The organism is Brenneria populi (assembly GCF_036016195.1).
In the GTDB taxonomy this organism is placed as follows: domain Bacteria; phylum Pseudomonadota; class Gammaproteobacteria; order Enterobacterales; family Enterobacteriaceae; genus Brenneria; species Brenneria populi.
The window spans coordinates 698,363-717,894 of sequence record NZ_JAYWTM010000001.1; the positions used below are offsets into that span (position 1 = coordinate 698,363).

Annotated in this window: 17 protein-coding genes, 1 tRNA gene and 1 riboswitch; of the genes, 9 read left to right on the forward strand and 9 right to left on the reverse strand. The window is 54.7% G+C overall.

Annotated features, from left to right (window positions below):
* The first annotated feature begins 187 nt into the window (after nt 1-187).
* Complete coding sequence (gene adhE, locus VSX58_RS03115; protein ID WP_327616773.1) at nt 188-2,878, forward strand: bifunctional acetaldehyde-CoA/alcohol dehydrogenase; 2,691 nt, start codon at nt 188-190, stop codon at nt 2,876-2,878.
* A 640-nt stretch (nt 2,879-3,518) separates the two neighbouring features.
* On the opposite strand, the gene VSX58_RS03120 is transcribed toward adhE, so the two are convergent.
* Complete coding sequence (locus tag VSX58_RS03120) at nt 3,519-4,115, reverse strand: thymidine kinase (protein WP_327616775.1); 597 nt, start codon at nt 4,113-4,115, stop codon at nt 3,519-3,521.
* 641 nt (nt 4,116-4,756) lie between these two features.
* Between VSX58_RS03120 and hns the strand changes: the two genes are divergently transcribed.
* Nucleotides 4,757-5,164: a histone-like nucleoid-structuring protein H-NS gene (gene hns / locus VSX58_RS03125; RefSeq protein WP_327616777.1), complete on the forward strand. Its 408-nt coding sequence runs from the start codon at nt 4,757-4,759 to the stop codon at nt 5,162-5,164.
* 299 nt (nt 5,165-5,463) lie between these two features.
* On the opposite strand, the gene galU is transcribed toward hns, so the two are convergent.
* The 3 genes from galU to rssA form a co-directional block, all read right to left on the reverse strand.
* A complete protein-coding gene (gene galU / locus VSX58_RS03130; protein ID WP_327616779.1) occupies nt 5,464-6,372 on the reverse strand; it encodes a UTP--glucose-1-phosphate uridylyltransferase GalU in 909 nt (302 codons plus the stop codon).
* A 203-nt stretch (nt 6,373-6,575) separates the two neighbouring features.
* A complete protein-coding gene (gene rssB, locus VSX58_RS03135; RefSeq protein ID WP_327616780.1) occupies nt 6,576-7,592 on the reverse strand; it encodes a two-component system response regulator RssB in 1,017 nt (338 codons plus the stop codon).
* Nucleotides 7,593-7,675: 83 nt separating this feature from the next.
* Entirely contained in the window at nt 7,676-8,584 is a 909-nt protein-coding gene (rssA, locus tag VSX58_RS03140) for a patatin-like phospholipase RssA (protein WP_327616782.1), read from the reverse strand.
* A gap of 132 nt (nt 8,585-8,716) precedes the next feature.
* On the opposite strand from rssA, the gene VSX58_RS03145 reads away from it, so the two are divergent.
* The 3 genes from VSX58_RS03145 to VSX58_RS03155 all read left to right on the forward strand — a co-directional run bounded on the left by VSX58_RS03145 (nt 8,717) and on the right by VSX58_RS03155 (nt 10,372).
* The gene (locus VSX58_RS03145; RefSeq protein WP_327616783.1) at nt 8,717-9,184 is read left to right on the forward strand and encodes a YchJ family protein; all 468 of its coding nucleotides are present in this window, start codon (nt 8,717-8,719) and stop codon (nt 9,182-9,184) included.
* An 89-nt stretch (nt 9,185-9,273) separates the two neighbouring features.
* A complete protein-coding gene (gene purU, locus VSX58_RS03150; RefSeq protein ID WP_327613547.1) occupies nt 9,274-10,122 on the forward strand; it encodes a formyltetrahydrofolate deformylase in 849 nt (282 codons plus the stop codon).
* A gap of 165 nt (nt 10,123-10,287) precedes the next feature.
* Nucleotides 10,288-10,372, forward strand: a tRNA-Tyr gene (locus tag VSX58_RS03155).
* An 84-nt stretch (nt 10,373-10,456) separates the two neighbouring features.
* Here VSX58_RS03155 and VSX58_RS03160 read toward each other — a convergent pair.
* A complete protein-coding gene (locus tag VSX58_RS03160) occupies nt 10,457-11,083 on the reverse strand; it encodes a trimeric intracellular cation channel family protein (RefSeq protein WP_327616785.1) in 627 nt (208 codons plus the stop codon).
* A 21-nt stretch (nt 11,084-11,104) separates the two neighbouring features.
* Nucleotides 11,105-11,201: riboswitch (glycine riboswitch) on the reverse strand.
* A gap of 233 nt (nt 11,202-11,434) precedes the next feature.
* On the opposite strand from VSX58_RS03160, the gene xthA reads away from it, so the two are divergent.
* The gene (xthA, locus tag VSX58_RS03165; protein WP_327616786.1) at nt 11,435-12,244 is read left to right on the forward strand and encodes an exodeoxyribonuclease III; all 810 of its coding nucleotides are present in this window, start codon (nt 11,435-11,437) and stop codon (nt 12,242-12,244) included.
* A 62-nt stretch (nt 12,245-12,306) separates the two neighbouring features.
* Here the strand turns inward: xthA and VSX58_RS03170 are convergent, their stop codons facing one another.
* From VSX58_RS03170 to VSX58_RS03180, 3 genes are all read right to left on the reverse strand, one after another.
* Nucleotides 12,307-12,597, reverse strand: a complete 291-nt coding sequence (locus VSX58_RS03170) for a DUF1496 domain-containing protein (RefSeq protein ID WP_327616787.1) — start codon at nt 12,595-12,597, stop codon at nt 12,307-12,309.
* Entirely contained in the window at nt 12,594-14,516 is a 1,923-nt protein-coding gene (locus tag VSX58_RS03175; RefSeq protein ID WP_327616788.1) for a DNA topoisomerase III, read from the reverse strand. Before VSX58_RS03175 ends, VSX58_RS03170 begins: the two co-directional genes overlap by 4 nt.
* A gap of 96 nt (nt 14,517-14,612) precedes the next feature.
* The gene (locus VSX58_RS03180; protein ID WP_327616789.1) at nt 14,613-15,164 is read right to left on the reverse strand and encodes an NAD(P)H nitroreductase; all 552 of its coding nucleotides are present in this window, start codon (nt 15,162-15,164) and stop codon (nt 14,613-14,615) included.
* A 198-nt stretch (nt 15,165-15,362) separates the two neighbouring features.
* On the opposite strand from VSX58_RS03180, the gene sppA reads away from it, so the two are divergent.
* The 3 genes from sppA (at nt 15,363) to pncA (ending at nt 19,181) form a co-directional block, all read left to right on the forward strand.
* Complete coding sequence (gene sppA / locus VSX58_RS03185) at nt 15,363-17,213, forward strand: signal peptide peptidase SppA (protein WP_327616790.1); 1,851 nt, start codon at nt 15,363-15,365, stop codon at nt 17,211-17,213.
* Nucleotides 17,214-17,327: 114 nt separating this feature from the next.
* Nucleotides 17,328-18,350, forward strand: a complete 1,023-nt coding sequence (ansA, locus tag VSX58_RS03190) for an asparaginase (RefSeq protein WP_327616791.1) — start codon at nt 17,328-17,330, stop codon at nt 18,348-18,350.
* Nucleotides 18,351-18,533: 183 nt separating this feature from the next.
* Nucleotides 18,534-19,181, forward strand: coding sequence for a bifunctional nicotinamidase/pyrazinamidase (pncA, locus tag VSX58_RS03195; protein ID WP_327616792.1), 648 nt, complete (start codon nt 18,534-18,536; stop codon nt 19,179-19,181).
* A gap of 61 nt (nt 19,182-19,242) precedes the next feature.
* Here the strand turns inward: pncA and VSX58_RS03200 are convergent, their stop codons facing one another.
* A complete protein-coding gene (locus VSX58_RS03200) occupies nt 19,243-19,515 on the reverse strand; it encodes a YeaC family protein (RefSeq protein WP_327616793.1) in 273 nt (90 codons plus the stop codon).
* Nucleotides 19,516-19,532: the final 17 nt, after the last annotated feature.

A 19,532-nucleotide genomic window follows, 5' to 3' on the forward strand; every position in this document is an offset into this window, starting at 1 on the left:
GCGTAACGGCAAACCTGAAGATACGGAGGATAACCATCAGCATAACTGCGAATGAGCTCTTTGAGTCAATGAATGTGGCGACGAACGCGTAAGTAAGAAGTCGGCGGCGCAATATTGCGCGTTTATCTATACTTTGTCACTTGACTGACCATTGACTGAAAGAGTTTAACATTATCAGGAGAGCATTATGCCCGTAACAAATCTTGCTGAACTTAACGCACTGGTCGAAAGAGTAAAAAAGGCGCAGAGTGAATTCGCCAATTATACTCAAGAGCAAGTCGACAAAATCTTCCGGGCTGCCGCGTTAGCGGCTTCAGACGCCCGCATTCCGTTGGCGAAGATGGCGGTCGCTGAATCCGGAATGGGGATTGTGGAAGATAAAGTGATTAAAAACCACTTCGCTTCCGAATACATTTACAATGCCTACCAGGATGAAAAGACCTGCGGCGTTCTCTCCACCGACGATACCTTCGGCACTATCACCATCGCCGAGCCTATCGGTCTGATCTGCGGTATCGTTCCAACCACCAACCCGACATCCACCGCGATTTTCAAAGCGTTAATCAGCCTGAAAACGCGTAACGGCATCATCTTTTCTCCGCACCCGCGGGCGAAAAATGCCACCAACAAAGCCGCAGACATCGTTTTACAAGCCGCGATCGCCGCCGGCGCGCCGAAAGACATCATCGGCTGGATCGATCAACCCTCCGTTGAGCTGTCCAATCAGCTAATGCATCACCCGGATATCAACCTGATTCTGGCGACGGGCGGCCCGGGCATGGTAAAAGCCGCTTACAGCTCCGGTAAACCGGCAATCGGCGTAGGCGCGGGCAACACGCCGGTGGTTATCGACGAAACCGCCGACATCAAACGCGCGGTGGCGTCAATCCTGATGTCAAAAACCTTTGATAACGGCGTAATTTGCGCGTCGGAACAGTCAGTGGTCGTCGTCGACAGCGTTTATAACGCCGTACGTGAACGTTTCGCCTCGCACGGCGCTTACATGCTTAAGGGCAAAGAGCTCCAGGCGGTACAGGGCATTTTGTTGAAGAATGGCGCGTTAAACGCCGCTATCGTGGGTCAGCCCGCGGCGAAAATCGCCGAACTGGCCGGCATCAGCGTTCCTGCGAAGACCAAGGTGCTGATTGGCGAAGTGACCGATATCGACGATTCCGAACCTTTTGCGCATGAAAAATTGTCGCCGACGCTGGCAATGTACCGCGCCGCCGATTTTAACGACGCCGTCCTCAAAGCGGAAAAACTGGTGGCGATGGGCGGTATCGGCCACACATCCTGCCTGTATACCGATCAGGATAACCAGCCGGAACGTGTCGCCCATTTCGGCCACATGATGAAAACCTCCCGTATCTTGATCAACACGCCTGCTTCGCAAGGCGGTATCGGCGACCTGTATAACTTCAAACTCGCCCCTTCACTGACGCTGGGCTGCGGTTCCTGGGGTGGCAACTCCATCTCGGAAAACGTCGGTCCTAAGCACCTGATCAACAAGAAAACGGTAGCTAAGCGAGCAGAAAATATGTTGTGGCATAAACTTCCCAAATCAATCTATTTCCGTCGCGGCTCACTGCCTGTCGCACTTGAAGAAGTCGCCTCCGACGGAGCAAAACGCGCATTCATCGTAACCGACCGCTTCCTGTTCAATAACGGTTATGTCGACCAGATCACCGACGTATTGAAACGCCAGGGATTGGAAACCGAAGTCTTCTTCGAAGTTGAAGCGGACCCCACGCTGAGCATCGTGCGCAAAGGCGCGGAGCAGATGAACTCCTTCAAACCGGATATCATCATCGCGCTGGGCGGCGGCTCCCCGATGGATGCGGCGAAAATCATGTGGGTCATGTACGAACATCCTGAAACCCACTTCGAAGAACTGGCGCTGCGCTTTATGGATATCCGTAAACGTATCTACAAATTCCCGAAAATGGGCGTAAAAGCGAAAATGATCGCCGTTACGACAACATCGGGCACCGGTTCCGAAGTGACGCCGTTCGCTGTGGTGACCGACGATGCGACCGGTCAGAAATATCCGCTGGCCGACTATGCCTTGACGCCGGATATGGCGATTGTCGACGCGAATCTGGTTATGAATATGCCGAAATCGCTGTGCGCCTTTGGCGGTCTGGATGCGGTAACCCACGCGCTGGAAGCCTATGTCTCCGTACTGGCGAATGAATACTCCGACGGTCAGGCTCTTCAGGCGGTGAAACTGCTGAAAGAAAACCTGCCCGCCAGCTATCATGAAGGGGCCAAGAACCCGGTCGCCCGTGAACGCGTCCACAACGCCGCCACTATCGCTGGTATCGCGTTTGCCAACGCCTTCCTCGGCGTCTGCCACTCTATGGCGCACAAGCTGGGCTCAGAGTTCCATATTCCTCACGGTCTGGCGAATGCGATGTTGATTGCCAACGTTATCCGCTATAACGCCAACGATAATCCGACCAAGCAAACCACGTTCAGCCAATACGACCGTCCGCAGGCCCGTCGTCGTTACGCCGAAGTCGCCGACCACCTGGGGCTGACCGCGCCAAGCGATCGCACCGCGCAGAAAATTGAGAAACTGCTGAACTGGTTGGAAGAGATCAAGGCCGATCTGGGCATTCCGACCTCTATCCGTGAGGCCGGCGTACAGGAAGCCGACTTCCTGGCGAAAGTGGACAAACTGTCTGAAGATGCGTTTGATGACCAGTGTACCGGCGCTAACCCGCGTTATCCGCTGATTTCAGAGCTGAAGCAAATCCTGCTGGATACATACTACGGACGTAAGTACTCTGAAAACGCCGCTAAGGAAGAGACGGTCGAAGCCGCCGCTGAGCCGGCGGCAAAACCGGCGAAGCATGCAAAGAAAGTGACCAACTAAGCATCCTGAAATAACGGCCTCGGCAGAGGCCGTTTACGCCGGGAAGCACCTCTCCGCCCCGCCGGGTTATCCGGCGGGGCATTTTTTTATCTTACGAAAAACCGGCGCTGCCCGGCGAAGTCGCCGGCGGCTCAAGGTTACGGGCGCAACCGGCGTGCGTCGCGCGCCCTTCCCGCGAAAAGCGGATTTATCCATACCGCTTACGATATAACGCCCTGACGGCCTCACCAGGCGCCGATAAGCCACGACGCACATTATCTTCATCGATACCGCGCTTTATTGCTCATAGCCGTCACGACACGGATTAGCCGCTATTTCGCACCGGCCGGCTTACGGCGGCCCGGCGTCATAAAGACGGATAAGCCCAATATGGGTAATGCCGTTCACTTAAGCCGGTTTTTAGGGGAAACACCGGGGAGGTTCCCGTAGGGACGCCTCACCCCCGGTGGTCGCCCCGTGTATCTCGATGCTTAAACGATCGGCATTAAATACGGATTGGGCGCCTTTCCATGTCTGATAATTCTATTACCGTGGATAGATCCGTTCGCATAAGATTGAAATTAGGCCGCGAAAGGGCTCGGCCAGAAAATGCGCCGCCTTAAGCGGCTTCTAAGGAATTTATCTGTTCCGCTCGGCCTTTTTATTCGGTTTCGCTCCTGACTAAACCTAGCGCCGTTTTATAATGCTTCCGGCAAACGGAGATATAATGTTCATTACCGCCGATAACCACCTGATCCCCTTCTTGCAAAGGATTTCCCGCAGGGTCCAAGCGTAATACGCAGTTGGCTTTCCGGCCGCAATGACACACGGTTTTAAGCTCGACCAGCTTATCCGCCCAGGCTAATAAATAGTGGCTGCCGGAAAACAATTCGCCGCGAAAATCCGTTCGCAAACCGTAACACAATACCGGGATATCTAATTGGTCCACCACGTCAGAGAGTTCGCTGATTTGTTCGCGGGTTAAGAACTGGCATTCATCAATTAATACACAGTGAATAGGCTGGCGACGGTGCTCTTTAGCCAGCAACCTAAATAGGTCCGTCTGCTGATTAAACAAGCGCGCCGGCGCGGAAAGGCCAATCCGTGAGCTGACGACCCCAACGCCATATCGAGTATCTATTTCCGCAGTAAAAATCACCGTTCTCATACCGCGTTCCTGGTAGTTATATGATGACTGCAACAGTGCGGTGGATTTCCCTGCGTTCATTGCCGAATAATAAAAATAAAGTTGCGCCATAACCCGAGGCTCCCAAAACCAGGCGATACCCGTCATATTTCAAGCTGCAGACGCGCGGTTCGCGTTACTCGGCCTATCCCTGCCCCTTTATGGCGCCGCCCGAATCACTCGCACGTAAGCGCATCGGGATGCATGAGTGGCGTTCTGGCTTTCGCCGCGGCGGGCAAATTATCTTGCCTAGCCAGGCGGCTTAATAACTGCGCCTCGCCCGTTAAGGGCCGATGCCTTGCGTCGTTCCACCGGATAACATTTTGTCCTGCAACTCGAATTATTTAGGATATATATATCATGTATAAGGTAAGCGTTATTGTAACAACGCCCCATTAGGCCGCGCAATGGCTATTAGTTGTGCAAAATCACCAAGTTTCATCTATTGATAGCGCAATATGGATATAATCATTCCTTATAACATTGGGCTGCGTCACAATATCTTATCAGCGGCGCCGGCGCTGGGAAAATGACGGGTTAAATGTATTTCTTTTCGGGATGTCCGTATTTATATTCATGCGACATGACATGTGATATCCGTTTTAAAAATGATATTTTTTAACAAACTTACAAATTTGACTATTGCAGAAAAGAAAATAGCACTCTATTATCACACTACACGCCATCAATAATATAAATTTGAGATTATCACAATGAGCGAAGCACTAAAGATTCTAAACAATATCCGTACGCTGCGCGCCCAGGCCAGGGAATGCAGTCTGGATACTTTGGAAGAAATGCTGGAAAAGCTGGAAGTCGTGGTAAATGAACGCCGCGAAGAAGAAAGCCAGGTTCAAGCTGAAGTTGAAGAACGTGCGCGTAAATTACAACAGTACCGCGATATGCTGATTGCCGACGGTATTGATCCTAATGAACTATTACAGTCTTTGGGTTCCGTCAAATCAATAGGCAAAAGCAAACGAGCCGCCCGTCCTGCCAAATATCAATATACCGACGAAAACGGTGAAGTTAAAACTTGGACAGGCCAAGGCCGCACTCCGGCGGTAATCAAAAAAGCGATCGAAGAACAAGGCAAATCTTTAGACGATTTCTTGATCTGATCGATTTTTTAATAAAAAAATACAAGATGCCCTTGATTTTTATCAAGGGCGTTTTTTTTGGAAAATAAACCCAATGCAAGAAAAAAGCCATGCTCTCCGCCTCGGTAATAAAACAGAGAGCAAACTTTTCTATACTCTAAATAATTCGAGTTGCAGGACAAAAACGCTAAAGCGTTTTTGAACAGCGCTTGCGCTGACCCCGGAGGGGTGAGGCCATCAGGCCGAATCACGCGGCGGCCCCAACGGGGCGAGTAACAAAGCCAACGCACATGCAACTTGAAGTATGACGAGTATAAATATTAATTTTTTTCTTCAACCGTTTCCTGTAGCCATTGCGTCAGCTGCGGCCCCAGGTTTTCATGGCGCATACCGTATTCAACGAAGGCCTGCATATAGCCAAGTTTATTGCCGCAGTCATGGCTGACGCCTTTTAAGTGGTAGGCTTCCACCGTCTCTTTTTCCATTAACATCGCGATAGCGTCTGTTAACTGAATTTCATTACCCGCTCCCGGGGGCGTTTTTTCCAGCAGCGACCAAATTCCGGCGGACAGAACATAGCGGCCGACAACGGCGAGATTAGAAGGCGCCTCGGACGCTTTCGGCTTCTCTACCACCCCAACCATCGGCGCGCTATCGCCCGGCTTTAACGCCGCACCCTGGCAGTCGACGACGCCATAGCTGCTGACATTATCGACGGGCTCAACCATAATCTGGCTATGGCCCGTTTCAGAGAAACGATGCAGCATTTCGCTTAGGTTGTCTTTTTTCAGGTCGGATTTATATTCATCAATAATCACGTCGGGCAAAATAACGGCGACGGGTTCATCCCCGACCAATGGATGGGCGCACAATACCGCATGGCCTAAGCCTTTCGCCAATCCCTGCCGCACCTGCATAATGGTAACGTGTTTCGGGCAGATGGATTGCACCTCTTCCAGCAGTTGGCGCTTAACGCGTTTTTCCAGCATGGCTTCCAGCTCAAAGCTGGTATCAAAATGGTTTTCGATAGAGTTTTTAGATGAGTGCGTAACCAAAATGATTTCATTGATCCCGGCGGCGATACACTCATTGACAACATATTGGATCAGCGGTTTGTCAACCAGCGGGAGCATCTCTTTAGGAATTGCTTTCGTAGCGGGCAACATACGCGTTCCCAACCCGGCAACGGGAATAACCGCTTTTTTAACTTTTTTATTCACAATCGACATAAACAACCTCTTATATATCGTTCAAATAATGAACTTTTAATTGTCTGGTCTAAAAACCGGATGAGTATACCAGTTTAACGCGGCCACGCCTGTCCAACGCCTCAGCCCAATAAAAATTAAGACGATCGCTCAATCATAGGAAATAAAGAATAATAACGGAAGGAGAACGCCGCCAGACAAGGGATATTACCCCAGCTATCGGACTATTCTGTAGAAAGCATCAGACGCAAGCGGCCGCCGCCCCCCCAAATCTGGCATTGCCAGGCGTCGCAATCATGATTTAACTGTCTCAGATAAGCGTCATCAAGCGTGCCTAACGGTACGCCGCTATTCAGGGCAATCTGATTTTCATTAACATTTAATGTCGCATTTAAACCGGCGGAAATCAGTATCAGCCGTTTTAATTCACGGTGATAATAACCGACCAGCAACGGAAAACGCCCCTCCAGACTTGCCTGGCGCAATAGCTGGTTGACCTGTTTTAATAAAAGCGGCAAATGGGGCAGCCGGTGCTGCTGGTTTGCCATATGCTCCTGCAAAACGCTATTGAACAATGTGCGTAACAATAGCGCCGCCAGCGTTCCGTTATTATTCACGGCCTGAGTAACGTCGAGGCAATAAAAAGCCAGATCGTTTTCGGAAAGCGCGGCAATATCCAAAACCAACCCCGGCTGTTCGGCAACGGTAAGCTGCCGGTAATTGATCCGACATCGCGCAAGCGTTTGCTGAACCGGCGGCTGTAACTGCGCCAGAAGTTTTACCACCGCCTCCGGAGATTGATTCAGGGAGTCCATATCCTGCATTAATTGCTCCATCTCGTTAACCGGAGAAGTGAACATATCCGGGTAGAGGCACGACATCACCGACTCGCGCAGCCGGCTATAGTCACGGATCGGCTTGAGCAGCACATCCTGAACGCCAAGGCGCAAAACTTTCGCCACGTCGGCCATCTGGCTGGTCGCGGATATCACCAGTATCGGAGTATCGTTATCTTTTAAACGCAGGCGTTCGAGAAACTCGATCCCGCCCATCATCGGCATTTTCAGATCGCAGATAATCAAATCCGGGCTATGGCGTTCGAGAATGCTTAATCCTTCCAGCCCATGCATCGCTTCCAGAGTTGAAGCGCCAAGCGAAATCAGATAACCGGAAAGCACTGAGCGGAAAACAGCCTCATCCTCGATAATCAACACCTGTTTCCCCGCCAATGGTTGTTCCATCAATCCCCCCTTACCCTCAAACGCTTAATATTCAGATTTGTCTTATCGCCTGTGCGCGCTCGCGGTCTCCAGCACCGCATTCCTTAACGCGTTCTATTTACCAGTGGTAACAACTCATCACGTTTTTTTTCCACCGCCTGACGCCCGGCGGCAATCGTCTCCTGCGCCCGGTGAAAATCCAGCGTGGCTATCTGCGGACAATAGGGCTGTACCAGCACATCCGGCGGATCTCCCGCCATTCTCGTCATCTTCAATCTGTTTTCAAGGATATGAATCGACGTACTCATGATCTCCATCGCCGTTGGCGACACCTCCGCCTGCCGACGCAACCCCCGCGACAAACGCCTGCGGATCTTACGCCGCCAGTCATCTGAGTCCTGCTCCACCTCAGGTGCGGGCGCCGTGGGCTTAATTGATAATAAGTCATGGTGGTTGAGGCTGGCGTCGTGCTGCAGATCAACCGCGATCACCACATCCGCGCCCATAGCCCGCGCCAGCGATACCGGCACCGGATTCACCACCGCGCCGTCCACCAGCCAGTAGCCATTAAACCATACGGGAGAGAGCAAACCGGGAATACTGCAAGAAGCCCGAATAGACTGATGCAGATCTCCCTCGGTCAGCCAAAGTTCGCGCCCGGTGCTCAGGTTGGTCGCCACTACGCCATATTTAATCGCACAATCTTCTATTTGTTTTGTTCTTAACAGATTTTTTACGCTATTGAATACCCTGTCGCCCCGCAACAGGCCGCCGCGTTGCCAAGAGAGATCCATCAGACGGATAACATCCCAGTAGCCAAACCCGCTGACCCAGCGCTCCATGACATCCAACTGACGCGTCGCATACGCCGCGCCGACCAGCGCGCCGACGGAGCACCCGGCCACGACGTCAATCTCAATGCCCAGCTCCGTTAGCGCGTTTATCACGCCGATGTGGGCCCACCCTTTCGCCGCACCAGAACTCAATGCCAAACCAATTTTTATCTGTCGCATGGTTGACCTCATGTGTTTTCATTCTAGCGCACATTGCCACCTCCAGAGATTATTAGGTAACATATCGGCATCCTGATTCAGGATCCCACTATTATTTATCAATTTTTAATTAAATTTTATTCAGGAGAAGCTGTGCCGGAAATCTGCCCCTGTAACAGTGGGTTACCCTATAGCTCGTGCTGCCAGCCCTATCTCGGCAACACCGTTGCGCCGCCCGACCCCGTTGCGTTGATGCGCTCCCGCTATACGGCTTACGTTAAACACGACGTGGATTACCTGATAGCCACCTGGCATCCCGCCCATCAGCCGGAAAAATGGCGCGACTCGATTCAGGAAAGCTGCCTGGAGACGCGCTGGCAGGGGCTTAACATTTTGGCGGCCGCTCCGGGTGCGACGCCGGATGAAGGCTATGTGGAGTTCGCCGCCCGCTATACCGCCGCGACGGATGAACCACAGGCTGGATTAATGCGCGAACGCTCACGCTTCCTTCGCCATCACAATCGCTGGTACTATATGGACGGCATCCATCTGCAAACCGGCAGAAATGAGCGCTGTCCGTGCGGTTCCGGCAAAAAATACAAAAAGTGCTGCGGACAGTAAAACAGAGATCGACCGCGGCGAATTCCGGCGCCGCGCAATATAAACAAACATACGTACGCTATTAAGTTTTGGACAGGATCCACACGCCCATGCAACCCCAAAATGCACAAAGAAAAGTACTCAGAACCATTTGCCCCGACGCTAAAGGTCTCATCGCAAAAATCACTAACATTTGCTACAAACACGAACTCAATATCGTACAGAACAATGAGTTTGTCGATCATCGCACCGGACGTTTTTTTATGCGCACCGAGCTGGAAGGGATATTTAACGACGTCACCCTGCTGGCCGATCTCGACGGCGCGCTCCCGGAAGGATCGGTTCGTGAGCTGACGACCTCCGGCCGTCGCCGCATCGTCATTCTGGTAACCAAAGAAGCCCACTGCCTGGGCGACCTGCTGATGAAAAGCGCCTACGGCGGCCTGGATGTTGAAATCGCGGCCGTTATCGGCAACCACGATACATTGCGTACCCTGGTCGAACGCTTCGATATTCCCTTCCATCTGGTCAGCCATGAAGGATTTACCCGCGAAGAGCACGATCAGCACATGATCGCCCAGATCGACCAATACCAGCCGGATTTCGTCGTGCTGGCGAAATATATGCGCGTGTTGACGCCGGCTTTTGTCCAGCACTATCCGAATCAGGTTATCAATATCCACCACTCATTCCTGCCGGCGTTCATCGGCGCCCGTCCCTATCATCAGGCCTATGAGCGCGGCGTGAAGATCATCGGCGCGACGGCACACTACGTGAACGACAGTTTGGATGAAGGTCCGATCATTATGCAGGACGTGATCAACGTCGATCATACCTACACCGCTGACGACATGATGCGCGCCGGACGCGACGTCGAGAAAAACGTGTTAAGCCGCGCGCTCTACCGGGTGCTGGCTCAGCGCGTTTTTGTTTACGGGAATCGCACCATTATTCTTTAAGTCGCCGACGGCGCATCGACCTAGGCGTTAAATGGTCAAGGATGCGCCGCCTGGAATAAAAAAGCGGCAAACAAGTTCTTTTTTGATATATCAGGCTTTACAGGGGCGTATCATTTGGTATCATGCGCCCCGCTTGAAGCGAAAGCCTCTTGCAGCAAGGCCAGTGGTGGGGTTCCCGAGCGGCCAAAGGGAGCAGACTGTAAATCTGCCGTCACAGACTTCGAAGGTTCGAATCCTTCCCCCACCACCACTTCTAGATACTCCCCTTGAATTAAATCTCAATACGCTTCTTACTGATTCCCGTTGGGGGAAGGTGAGAACCTTCGACCCGCCCCTACTCTTTCTCTTTCCAACTCCCCGCGACGTAGGAAAAAACCGGTAGCTGCCACGACCAGCGTATCGCCGCCAAACGAACCGACAGACCAATGGCGAAAGAAACCGACAGATTGATATCATGATTCACGTTAAGCGCCTTCAATCCCAGGTAAAGCAGCGCCACCAGCAGCGATACGCAGGCATAGAGCTCTTTTTTCAACACCATCGGGGTGCGGTTGCAAAAGATATCGCGCAAAATCCCGCCAAAAATCCCGGTGACGATCCCAGACATCACCACCACCGTAATGGAGTAATTCAGTCCCTGGGCGACATTGCAGCCGATAATCGTAAAGGCAATCAGGCCCATGGCGTCCAGCACTAGAAACAGGCGGTGTAAATGGTGCATCACGCGCGCAATGATAATGGTAAAAAGACCGGCGCCGATGGTGAGATAAATATAACCGGGGTGTTGCGTCCAGCCGATGGGATAATGGCCAAGCAGAATATCGCGCACCGTACCGCCGCCGAGCGCGGTGATAAAAGCGATTAGGCTAACGCCGAAAATATCCATATTGCGCCGCCCGGCGGCCAGCGCGCCAGACATCCCTTCCGCGGTGATCGCGATCAGATAGATATAGGTAAGCACAACGAGTTTCCTGTGAAATGCGCCCCTCCCTCTGTCCGTTTACCTGAGAGTTTACGCCGCCGTCGGCGCTTGCCCCTTCGGTGGGTTGTCGCAACAACCTCTCTCCAGTTGGCGTGAATGAAATTCGCAGTATGGTGGCCTGAGCGATTATGGGAGTTTGCGCCTTCGGCGGAGCGTCAGTTGACGCGCGCTCTCCTGCGAGCAGCGGAGTATACGGGCTCCGCCGCCCGCATTCAACCGACTATGAACGCGTCTTATTTCCCCGCCGACGCCGGGCTCCCGCCGCGCCGTGACTCCCGGTAGGAAAATCTGTTACCATCTGGAAACATTTTCCATCGAACGGCAGCTAACATGAAAGTTGTTTCTTTTAATATCAATGGACTACGGGCGCGCCCTCATCAGTTGGCCGCCATTATCGAACAGCACCGGCCCGATGTGATCGGGCTTCAGGAAACCAAAGTTCACGACGATATGTTTCCGCTGGAAGAGGTGAGCCAATATGGCTATCACGTTTTTTATCACGGACAGAAAGGCCACTATGGCGTCGCGCTGCTGTGCAAAAATCAGCCGCTAGCGGTTCGCCACGGTTTTCCAACGGATGAAGAAGACGCGCAGCGGCGGATTATCATGGCGGATTTTGCTACCGAGCAAGGGACGCTTACCGTGGTGAACGGCTATTTCCCCCAGGGGGAAAACCGCGATCATCCGATTAAATTCCCCGCCAAAACCCGTTTTTATCAGGATCTGCAAAACTATATCGAACAGCACCATACCGCCGATCGGCCTTTGATTATCATGGGCGATCTGAATATCAGCCCGACGGACCTCGATATCGGCATCGGCGAGGATAACCGCAAACGCTGGCTGCGGACGGGAAAATGTTCGTTTTTGCCGGAAGAGCGCGAGTGGCTTGCCCGCCTGCAAGATTGGGGCCTGACCGATACGTTCCGAGCCGCCCACCCTGACTGCGGCGATCGTTTCTCATGGTTTGACTACCGCTCCGCCGGCTTTGACGTTAATCGCGGTTTGCGTATCGATTTAATACTGGCGACTCAACCGCTGGCGGCGCGCTGCACCGATACCGGTATTGATTATGCCATTCGGGCGATGGAGAAACCCTCCGACCATGCGCCGATATGGGCGGAGTTCGCGCTGTCATAGCTCAAAGGCGCGGCGCCGGCATACGCAGCGTCCGCGCCTTGAAATTCCGCAGCCCGCCGTTATCACTGCTTAAGCGGTTGCCAAATCAGATCGTTGGTTCCCACCGTCTGCTTATCCCGCACGCACTGCAGGACCGCGCCGTCCACTTTTAACACCGCCCCCTCCGAATAGCGGCGGTTCTCATAGACGCAGCAGCGCGGGCAGTCGCTATTCTGTCCGCGCGCGGCGGATCCCGCGTTCCATACCTCGGCAGGCACCGGCACCACAATATCCGTCCCGCCGCGATTCGCCAGCGCCGCAGACGGCAACGCCAGCACGGTAGCGACAACCAACCAGCAAATCCGCGATTTCATTGATTCTGCTCCTTTACTTTGGGTCGGGCCTTACGCCGTTTTTTACCGTTCGCCTGAGGCGCGGCAATACCTTTGAAAGCGCTCACCGCCCGATTCTGCCTGGCCTGATGAATCAACTCCTGTAAAGCGTGCGTCAGCGGCTGCATAAAATCCTGGTAGCGGCATTGCTTCTCGCTGATTTGCGTCAGCGTCGCCTCCCAGTGCGCCGTCATATCCGGATGCGCGGCCATATCAGGCAGCGAGTGAATCAACGCCCGCCCCGCTTCGCTGGCATGAATATAGCGCCCTTTCTTGTACAGGAATGCGCGCTTGAACAACAGCTCGATAATACCGGCGCGCGTCGCTTCCGTCCCTAAACCATCGGTTGCCCGCAGGATTTTCTTTAGCGCTTTATCCTGAACAAAACGTGCGATTCCCGTCATCGCCGACAGTAGGGTCGCATCGGTGAAGGGGCGCGGCGGCTGCGTTTGCCGCTCAACCACCTCGCCGCGCTCGCACAGCAACTCATCGCCTTTGGCGACGACCGGCAGCGGCGACCCTTCATTTTCTTCATCGCGTTCTTTTCCCCCCAGCAGCGTACGCCAGCCCGCTTCGGCCAGAAACCGGGCTTTGGCGACGAATTTCCCGCCGGCGATATCCAGATCGATAACGCATTTACGGAACACGGCATCCGGGCAAAACTGCATGATGTACTGCCGGGCGATCAGCCCATAGACCTTCTGTTCGTTGTCCGACAGCGCAGCGCGCGCGCTGCGCGCGGTGGGAATAATCGCATGGTGGGCGTCTACCTTGCCGTCATCCCAGCAGCGGTTGCGCCGGTCGATATCCATAACCGGCTGCGGCAGCAGATCCGGCTGATGAACCGAAATCGCGTTCAGTACCGCATGGCGCCCGGCGAAATGCTCTTCAGGCAGGTAGCGGCTGTCGGAGCGGGGATAGGTGATCAGCTTATGGGTCTCATAGAGCTTCTGGCAAATATCCAGCACCTGCTGGGCGCTGAGCCCAAACCGTCTGGCGGCTTCGATCTGCAGCGTCGACAGCGAATAAGGCAGCGGCGCCGTTTCTGATTCCCGTTTATCATTATAGCCGGTCACGAAAGCGGGCTGACCATCAATGCGCTTGACGACATGTTCCGCCAGAGCGCGGTGCAGCAGGCGCCCTTCTTCATCCTGATAGGGTTCGCAGGACTCGCTCGGCTGCCAGATCGCCACAAAGCGTTCGTCGGCCGGCGTTACAATGTGCGCTTTCACCTCGAAGTAGTCTTTCGGCGTAAAGTTCTCGATCTCTTCGTCGCGGCGCACCACCAGCCCCAGCACCGGCGTTTGCACCCGTCCGACCGATAGAACGCCGTCATAGCCGGCATTACGCCCCAAAAGCGTATAAGCGCGCGTCATATTGATGCCATACAGCCAGTCCGCGCGCGAGCGCGCCAGCGCGGAGACGCACAGCGGAATAAATTCCCTGTTTTCACGCAGCCGCGAAACCGCTCTCTCCACCGCCTGGGGGTTCAGGTCATTAACCAGGCAACGTTGCACCTGCCGTCGTTTCTCTTCCGGCAGAGAAAGATACTCCAGCACTTCGTCGACCAGCAGTTGACCTTCGCGATCGGGGTCTCCCGCATGAATGATTTCGCTGGCGTCCGCCAGAAGCTTTTTGATGGTGTTGAGCTGTTTACTCACCGAGGGGCGAGGCTGGAGCAGCCACTTCTGCGGAATAATCGGCAGGTCGGCCAGTGACCAGCGCGCATAGCGCGCGTCATAAACGTCGGGCTGCGCCTGTTCGAGCAGATGCCCGACGCACCAGGTCACCACATCGTTCTGGCCGCAGGCGATAAACCCGTCGCCGCGACGGTGCGGTTTAGGCAGCACATCCGCAATCGCCCGCGCCAAGCTGGGCTTTTCGGCAATAAAAAGTCGCATTACGCCCCATTGCGCGCGAAGTTCGCGCTCCGGCGCCCCGGCCGCGGGGCGCATCGCAAACGCACAGAAGAACGAAAGTTTTTCACTGGGCGCTTATCAGAAATAACGGACAAATTTTTCCGCATCCGGCGGCGTAACCTTAGCCGACGCCTTCAGCTGCGGCGTACCCAGATAGAGGAAGCCGACGATCTCATCCTGCTCGCGGCAATGAAAAGCGTCGCGCACCCGCGGGTTATGCGTCCAGGCGCCGCTGCGCCAAATTCCGCTAAACCCCTGGGCCAGCGCCGCCATTTGCATCGCCTGAACGGCGCAGCCGGCGGAAACGAGCTGTTCCCAGTGCGGCACCTTCGGATTTTTTTCGCAGTGCGCCACCACCGTCACGATCAGCGGCGCGCGAAACGGCGCCTGCCGGGCTTTTTCTATACCGGCTTCATCCAAACCTTCCAGCTCCGCCGCCTGCGTCAGCAACGCGCTGAAGCGCGCCAGGCCCTCATTTTCAATCACGAAGAACCGCCAGGGCTGTAAAGCGCCGTGATCGGGGGCGCGCATGCCGGCATGAATAATATTGTTCAGCGCCTCGCCGGAGGGGGCCGGCGCCGTCAGACGCGAAGCCGAACGTCGATTAAGTAACAGTTCGAGAGCATCCATCGCACATCTCCTGTATTGCAATCTGGTTTTTGTGGCAAGACACGGTGCGCGCCACGGTAGCATAAGTAGAAGTTTTGTTACAAGATAGCCCCACCCAAGAGCGGCCTGGGGATCATTTAATGCTGACTTTTTACTGTCCGCTCATTAGGATATTAGGATATTAGGATAATAAGCAGTTTTCCCGTTTCCGGAGATATTATGCGCACATTGTGGCGAATTTTTAGCGGCATTTTTAAGTGGACCTGGCGTCTGCTTAATTTTGTCAGAGAATTTATTCTCAATATTTTTCTTATCGCGCTTATTCTGGTCGGCGTCGGGATTTACACACAGTTTAAGAGCGCGCCGGCGGATATTACGCGCGGCGCCCTGTTGGTCGATTTGACCGGCGTTGTCGTCGATCAGCCCTCCGTAAACAATAAATTGCGGCAATTAGGACGTGAATTTTTCGGCGCGTCCGGCAATCGCCGGCAGGAAAACTCCCTGTTTGATATTGTCGACAGCATTCGTCAGGCCAAGAGCGACAATAATATTACCGGCATGGTGCTGGATCTGCGCGATTTCTCCGGCGCGGATCAGCCCTCTTTACGCTATATCGGCAAAGCGCTGCGCGAATTCCGCGACAGCGGCAAACCGATATACGCCGTAGGCGATAGCTATTCCCAGGCGCAATACTATCTGGCCAGTTTCGCCAATACCATCGCCCTGACGCCGCAGGGGGAAGTCGATCTCCACGGTTTGGCCACCAACAATCTCTACTTCAAGTCACTGCTGGACAAACTGAAGGTCACCACCAATATCTTCAGGGTCGGCACCTATAAATCCGCCGTTGAGCCCTACCTGCGCGACAATCTGTCTCCGGAGGCCAGAGAAGCCGACAGCCGCTGGATTAACACGCTCTGGCAGCACTATCTGGATACCGTCGCGGCGAATCGGCAAATCACCCCCGAGCAGCTATTCCCCGGCGCGGCCGGCATCATTTCCGGCCTGCAGGCCGTGCAGGGCGACACCGCCCGCTATGCGCTGCAAAACAAACTGGTTGATGAAGTCGCTTCCCGTTCGGTTATTGAACAAACGCTAATCAAAGCCTTCGGCTGGAATGACAAAACCAACAATTTCAACTTCACCAGTATTTACGACTACCAGCCCAAGCCTCCGGTCCAGAACAATAATCAGATAGCGGTGGTCTTCGCCAACGGCGCGATTATCGATGGCCAGGAAACGCCCGGCATGGTGGGCGGCGATACCACCGCCGCCCAGATCCGCGCGGCGCGCCTCGATCCCAAGGTGAAAGCGGTGATCCTGCGCGTCAACAGCCCCGGCGGCAGCGTGACGGCATCGGAAAAAATCCGCGCTGAACTGATGGCCGCGCGCCTTGCCGGCAAGCCGGTGGTGGTCTCCATGGGCGGTATGGCGGCATCCGGCGGGTACTGGATTTCAACGCCGGCCAACAGCATTATCGCCAGCCCGAGCACGCTGACCGGTTCCATCGGCATCTTCGGCGTAATCAATACGTTTGAGAACTCGCTGGAAAGCATCGGCGTGCATACCGACGGCGTCGCCACCTCGCCATTGGCCGACCTGTCGGTAACCAAATCGCTATCCCCCGAGTTCAGCCAAATGGTTCAATTGAGCATCGAGCGCGGATATAAGAACTTTATCGATATCGTTGCCCAGGCGCGTAAAAAGACGCCGGAGCAGATCGATCAAATCGCGCAGGGTCACGTCTGGATCGGTAGCGACGCGAAAGAAAACGGGCTGGTCGATCAACTGGGCGATTTCGACGATGCGGTGAAGAAAGCCGCCGAACTGGCGAAGCTGGGCCAATATCAACTTAGCTGGTTCGAAGAGCAGCCCGGCATGTTCGATGCCGTGCTGAGTCAGATCAATGCCTCGGTTTATGCCTGGCTGCCTACGGCCGTTCAGTCCATGCTGCCCGCCCCGGCGGCGCAGTTGACCAACGCGATACGGGCGCAGCCTTCCATCACAAACAACCTTAACGATCCGCAGCATCGCTATGCGCTTTGCCTCACCTGCGGTGAGATAAAATAGAGCTGAAACAGCCGTAGCCCGGCATATAACCCCAGAAGGGCGTGATATGCCGGGCTGCTTTTACCTCCGGTTATTCCTATAATCCTGTTTTTAGTCTGATTAACATCAATTCCCATGCACAAGAAATCTATCTATGTCGCCTATACGGGCGGCACCATCGGGATGCAGCGTTCCGCCAACGGCTATATTCCCGTCTCCGGGCATTTACAACAGCAGCTGGCGCAAATGCCGGAATTTCACCGTTCCGAGATGCCGGCCTTCACCATTCATGAATATTCGCCGCTGATCGACTCCTCCGACATGACCCCAGCCGACTGGCAGATCATCGCGGACGATATTCAGCGACATTATGATAATTATGATGGTTTCGTTATTTTACATGGTACGGACACCATGGCGTTTACCGCCTCGGCGCTGTCGTTTATGTTGGAAAATCTGTCTAAACCGGTAATAGTGACAGGGTCACAAATTCCGCTCGCCGAACTGCGTTCCGACGGACAAACCAATTTGCTTAATGCGCTGTATGTCGCCGCCAACCACCCGATTAATGAGGTCGCCCTGTTTTTCAACAACAAACTGCTGCGCGGCAACCGCACCACCAAGGCGCATGCGGATGGCTTCGACGCTTTCGCCTCGCCTAACTATCCGCCGCTTCTGGAAGCCGGTATCCATATTCGCCGGCTGACGCCGGCGGCGTCGACATGCGCGGATTGCCCCCCGCTGCGGGTACACCACATTACGCCCCAACCTATCGGGGTGATTACCATTTATCCCGGTATCTCCGCGGATGTGGTGCGCAACTTTCTACGCCAGCCGGTGAAGGCGCTGATATTGCGCTCTTACGGCGTGGGCAATGCGCCCCAGAGCCCCGGTTTGCTGAATGAGCTGCGTCAGGCGGCGGAACGCGGCATCGTGGTGGTCAACCTGACGCAGTGTATCTCCGGCCGGGTGAACATGGACGGCTACGCCACCGGCAATGCTCTGGCGCAGGCCGGCGTGATCAGCGGTTTCGACATGACGGTTGAGGCGGCGCTGACCAAATTGCACTATCTGCTGAGCCGGCAGGATATCGACCCAGAGCGGATTCGCTACCTGATGCGGCAAAATCTGCGCGGCGAATTAAGCGATATACTCTAATTAATGCGCGTTTTAAACGGCGCGACGCTGACCCCGAAGGGGTGAGGCCATCAGGCCGAATAACGCGGCGAGCTTGCGGCGGCCGCAACGAGGCGAGCTCCCAGGATGGCGCGAGTAACAAAGCCAACGCACTTGCTGCTTGAAGTATGAAGGGTATAAAAATTAACTCGATTGCGAGGTCCCATGAAGAAAGCGCTGTTATTGATTGATTTGCAAAATGACTTTTGCCCTGGCGGCGCCCTGGCCGTCAATGAGGGCGATCGGGTGATTGATGTGGCAAACCGCGCTATTGCGGCCTGCGTCGCTGCGGGTGTCGCGGTTATCGCCAGCCAGGACTGGCATCCGGCCGATCATGGCAGTTTTGCCGTCAATGCCGGCAGGCCGGCGGGTGAAACGGGCGAACTTGACGGCCTGCCCCAGGTCTGGTGGCCCGTTCACTGCGTTCAGGATCGGCCGGGAGCGGCGTTCCACCCGGCGTTAAACCAGCAGGCGATTGACTGGGTGGTGCGCAAAGGGACGCAGGCCAATATCGACAGCTACAGCGCATTCTTTGATAACGGACATCGGGCTAAAACCGCGCTGGACGACTGGCTGCGGGCTCAGGGCATCGCGCACCTGACCATCATGGGCATCGCCACCGACTATTGCGTCAAATTCAGCGTTCTGGACGCTCTCGCCCTGGGTTACCAAACGGATGTGCTGGCGGAGGGGTGCCGCGGCGTAAACCTGCACCCGCGGGATTGCCAAACGGCGCTTGAGGAAATGCGGCGAAAAGGCGCCAATCTTATCGATCTGGAGACCTTCATTTCCAGCCTGCCCGCACCGCGCTAGGCCAGCGAACGCTGTCGGGGAAGGCGCGGCAAGCCGTCCGTTTCCCCCGCACGTCAGCCGCTCACTTGGGATAAGGCTTCGCAGTATCCGGCGCGCCGAACTGCTGTTTCAGCTCCTGTTTGCTTTTCATCACAATCTCCCCGTCGGCGCCGATGGTCATATGCTCCGCGTTTTTATTGTGGCGCGACTGCCACAGCATCACCATCTGCAGGCTGTGCGCTTTCTGTTCGGCGGACAAGGGAACGCCGTCCGGCCACTTCCCTAACTCCACCGCGGTCGCCAGCCGTTGGTAGATTTCCGGCGTCATCGCATCAATCAAATCATCAAGCTGCATAGCGTCATTCTCGCGTA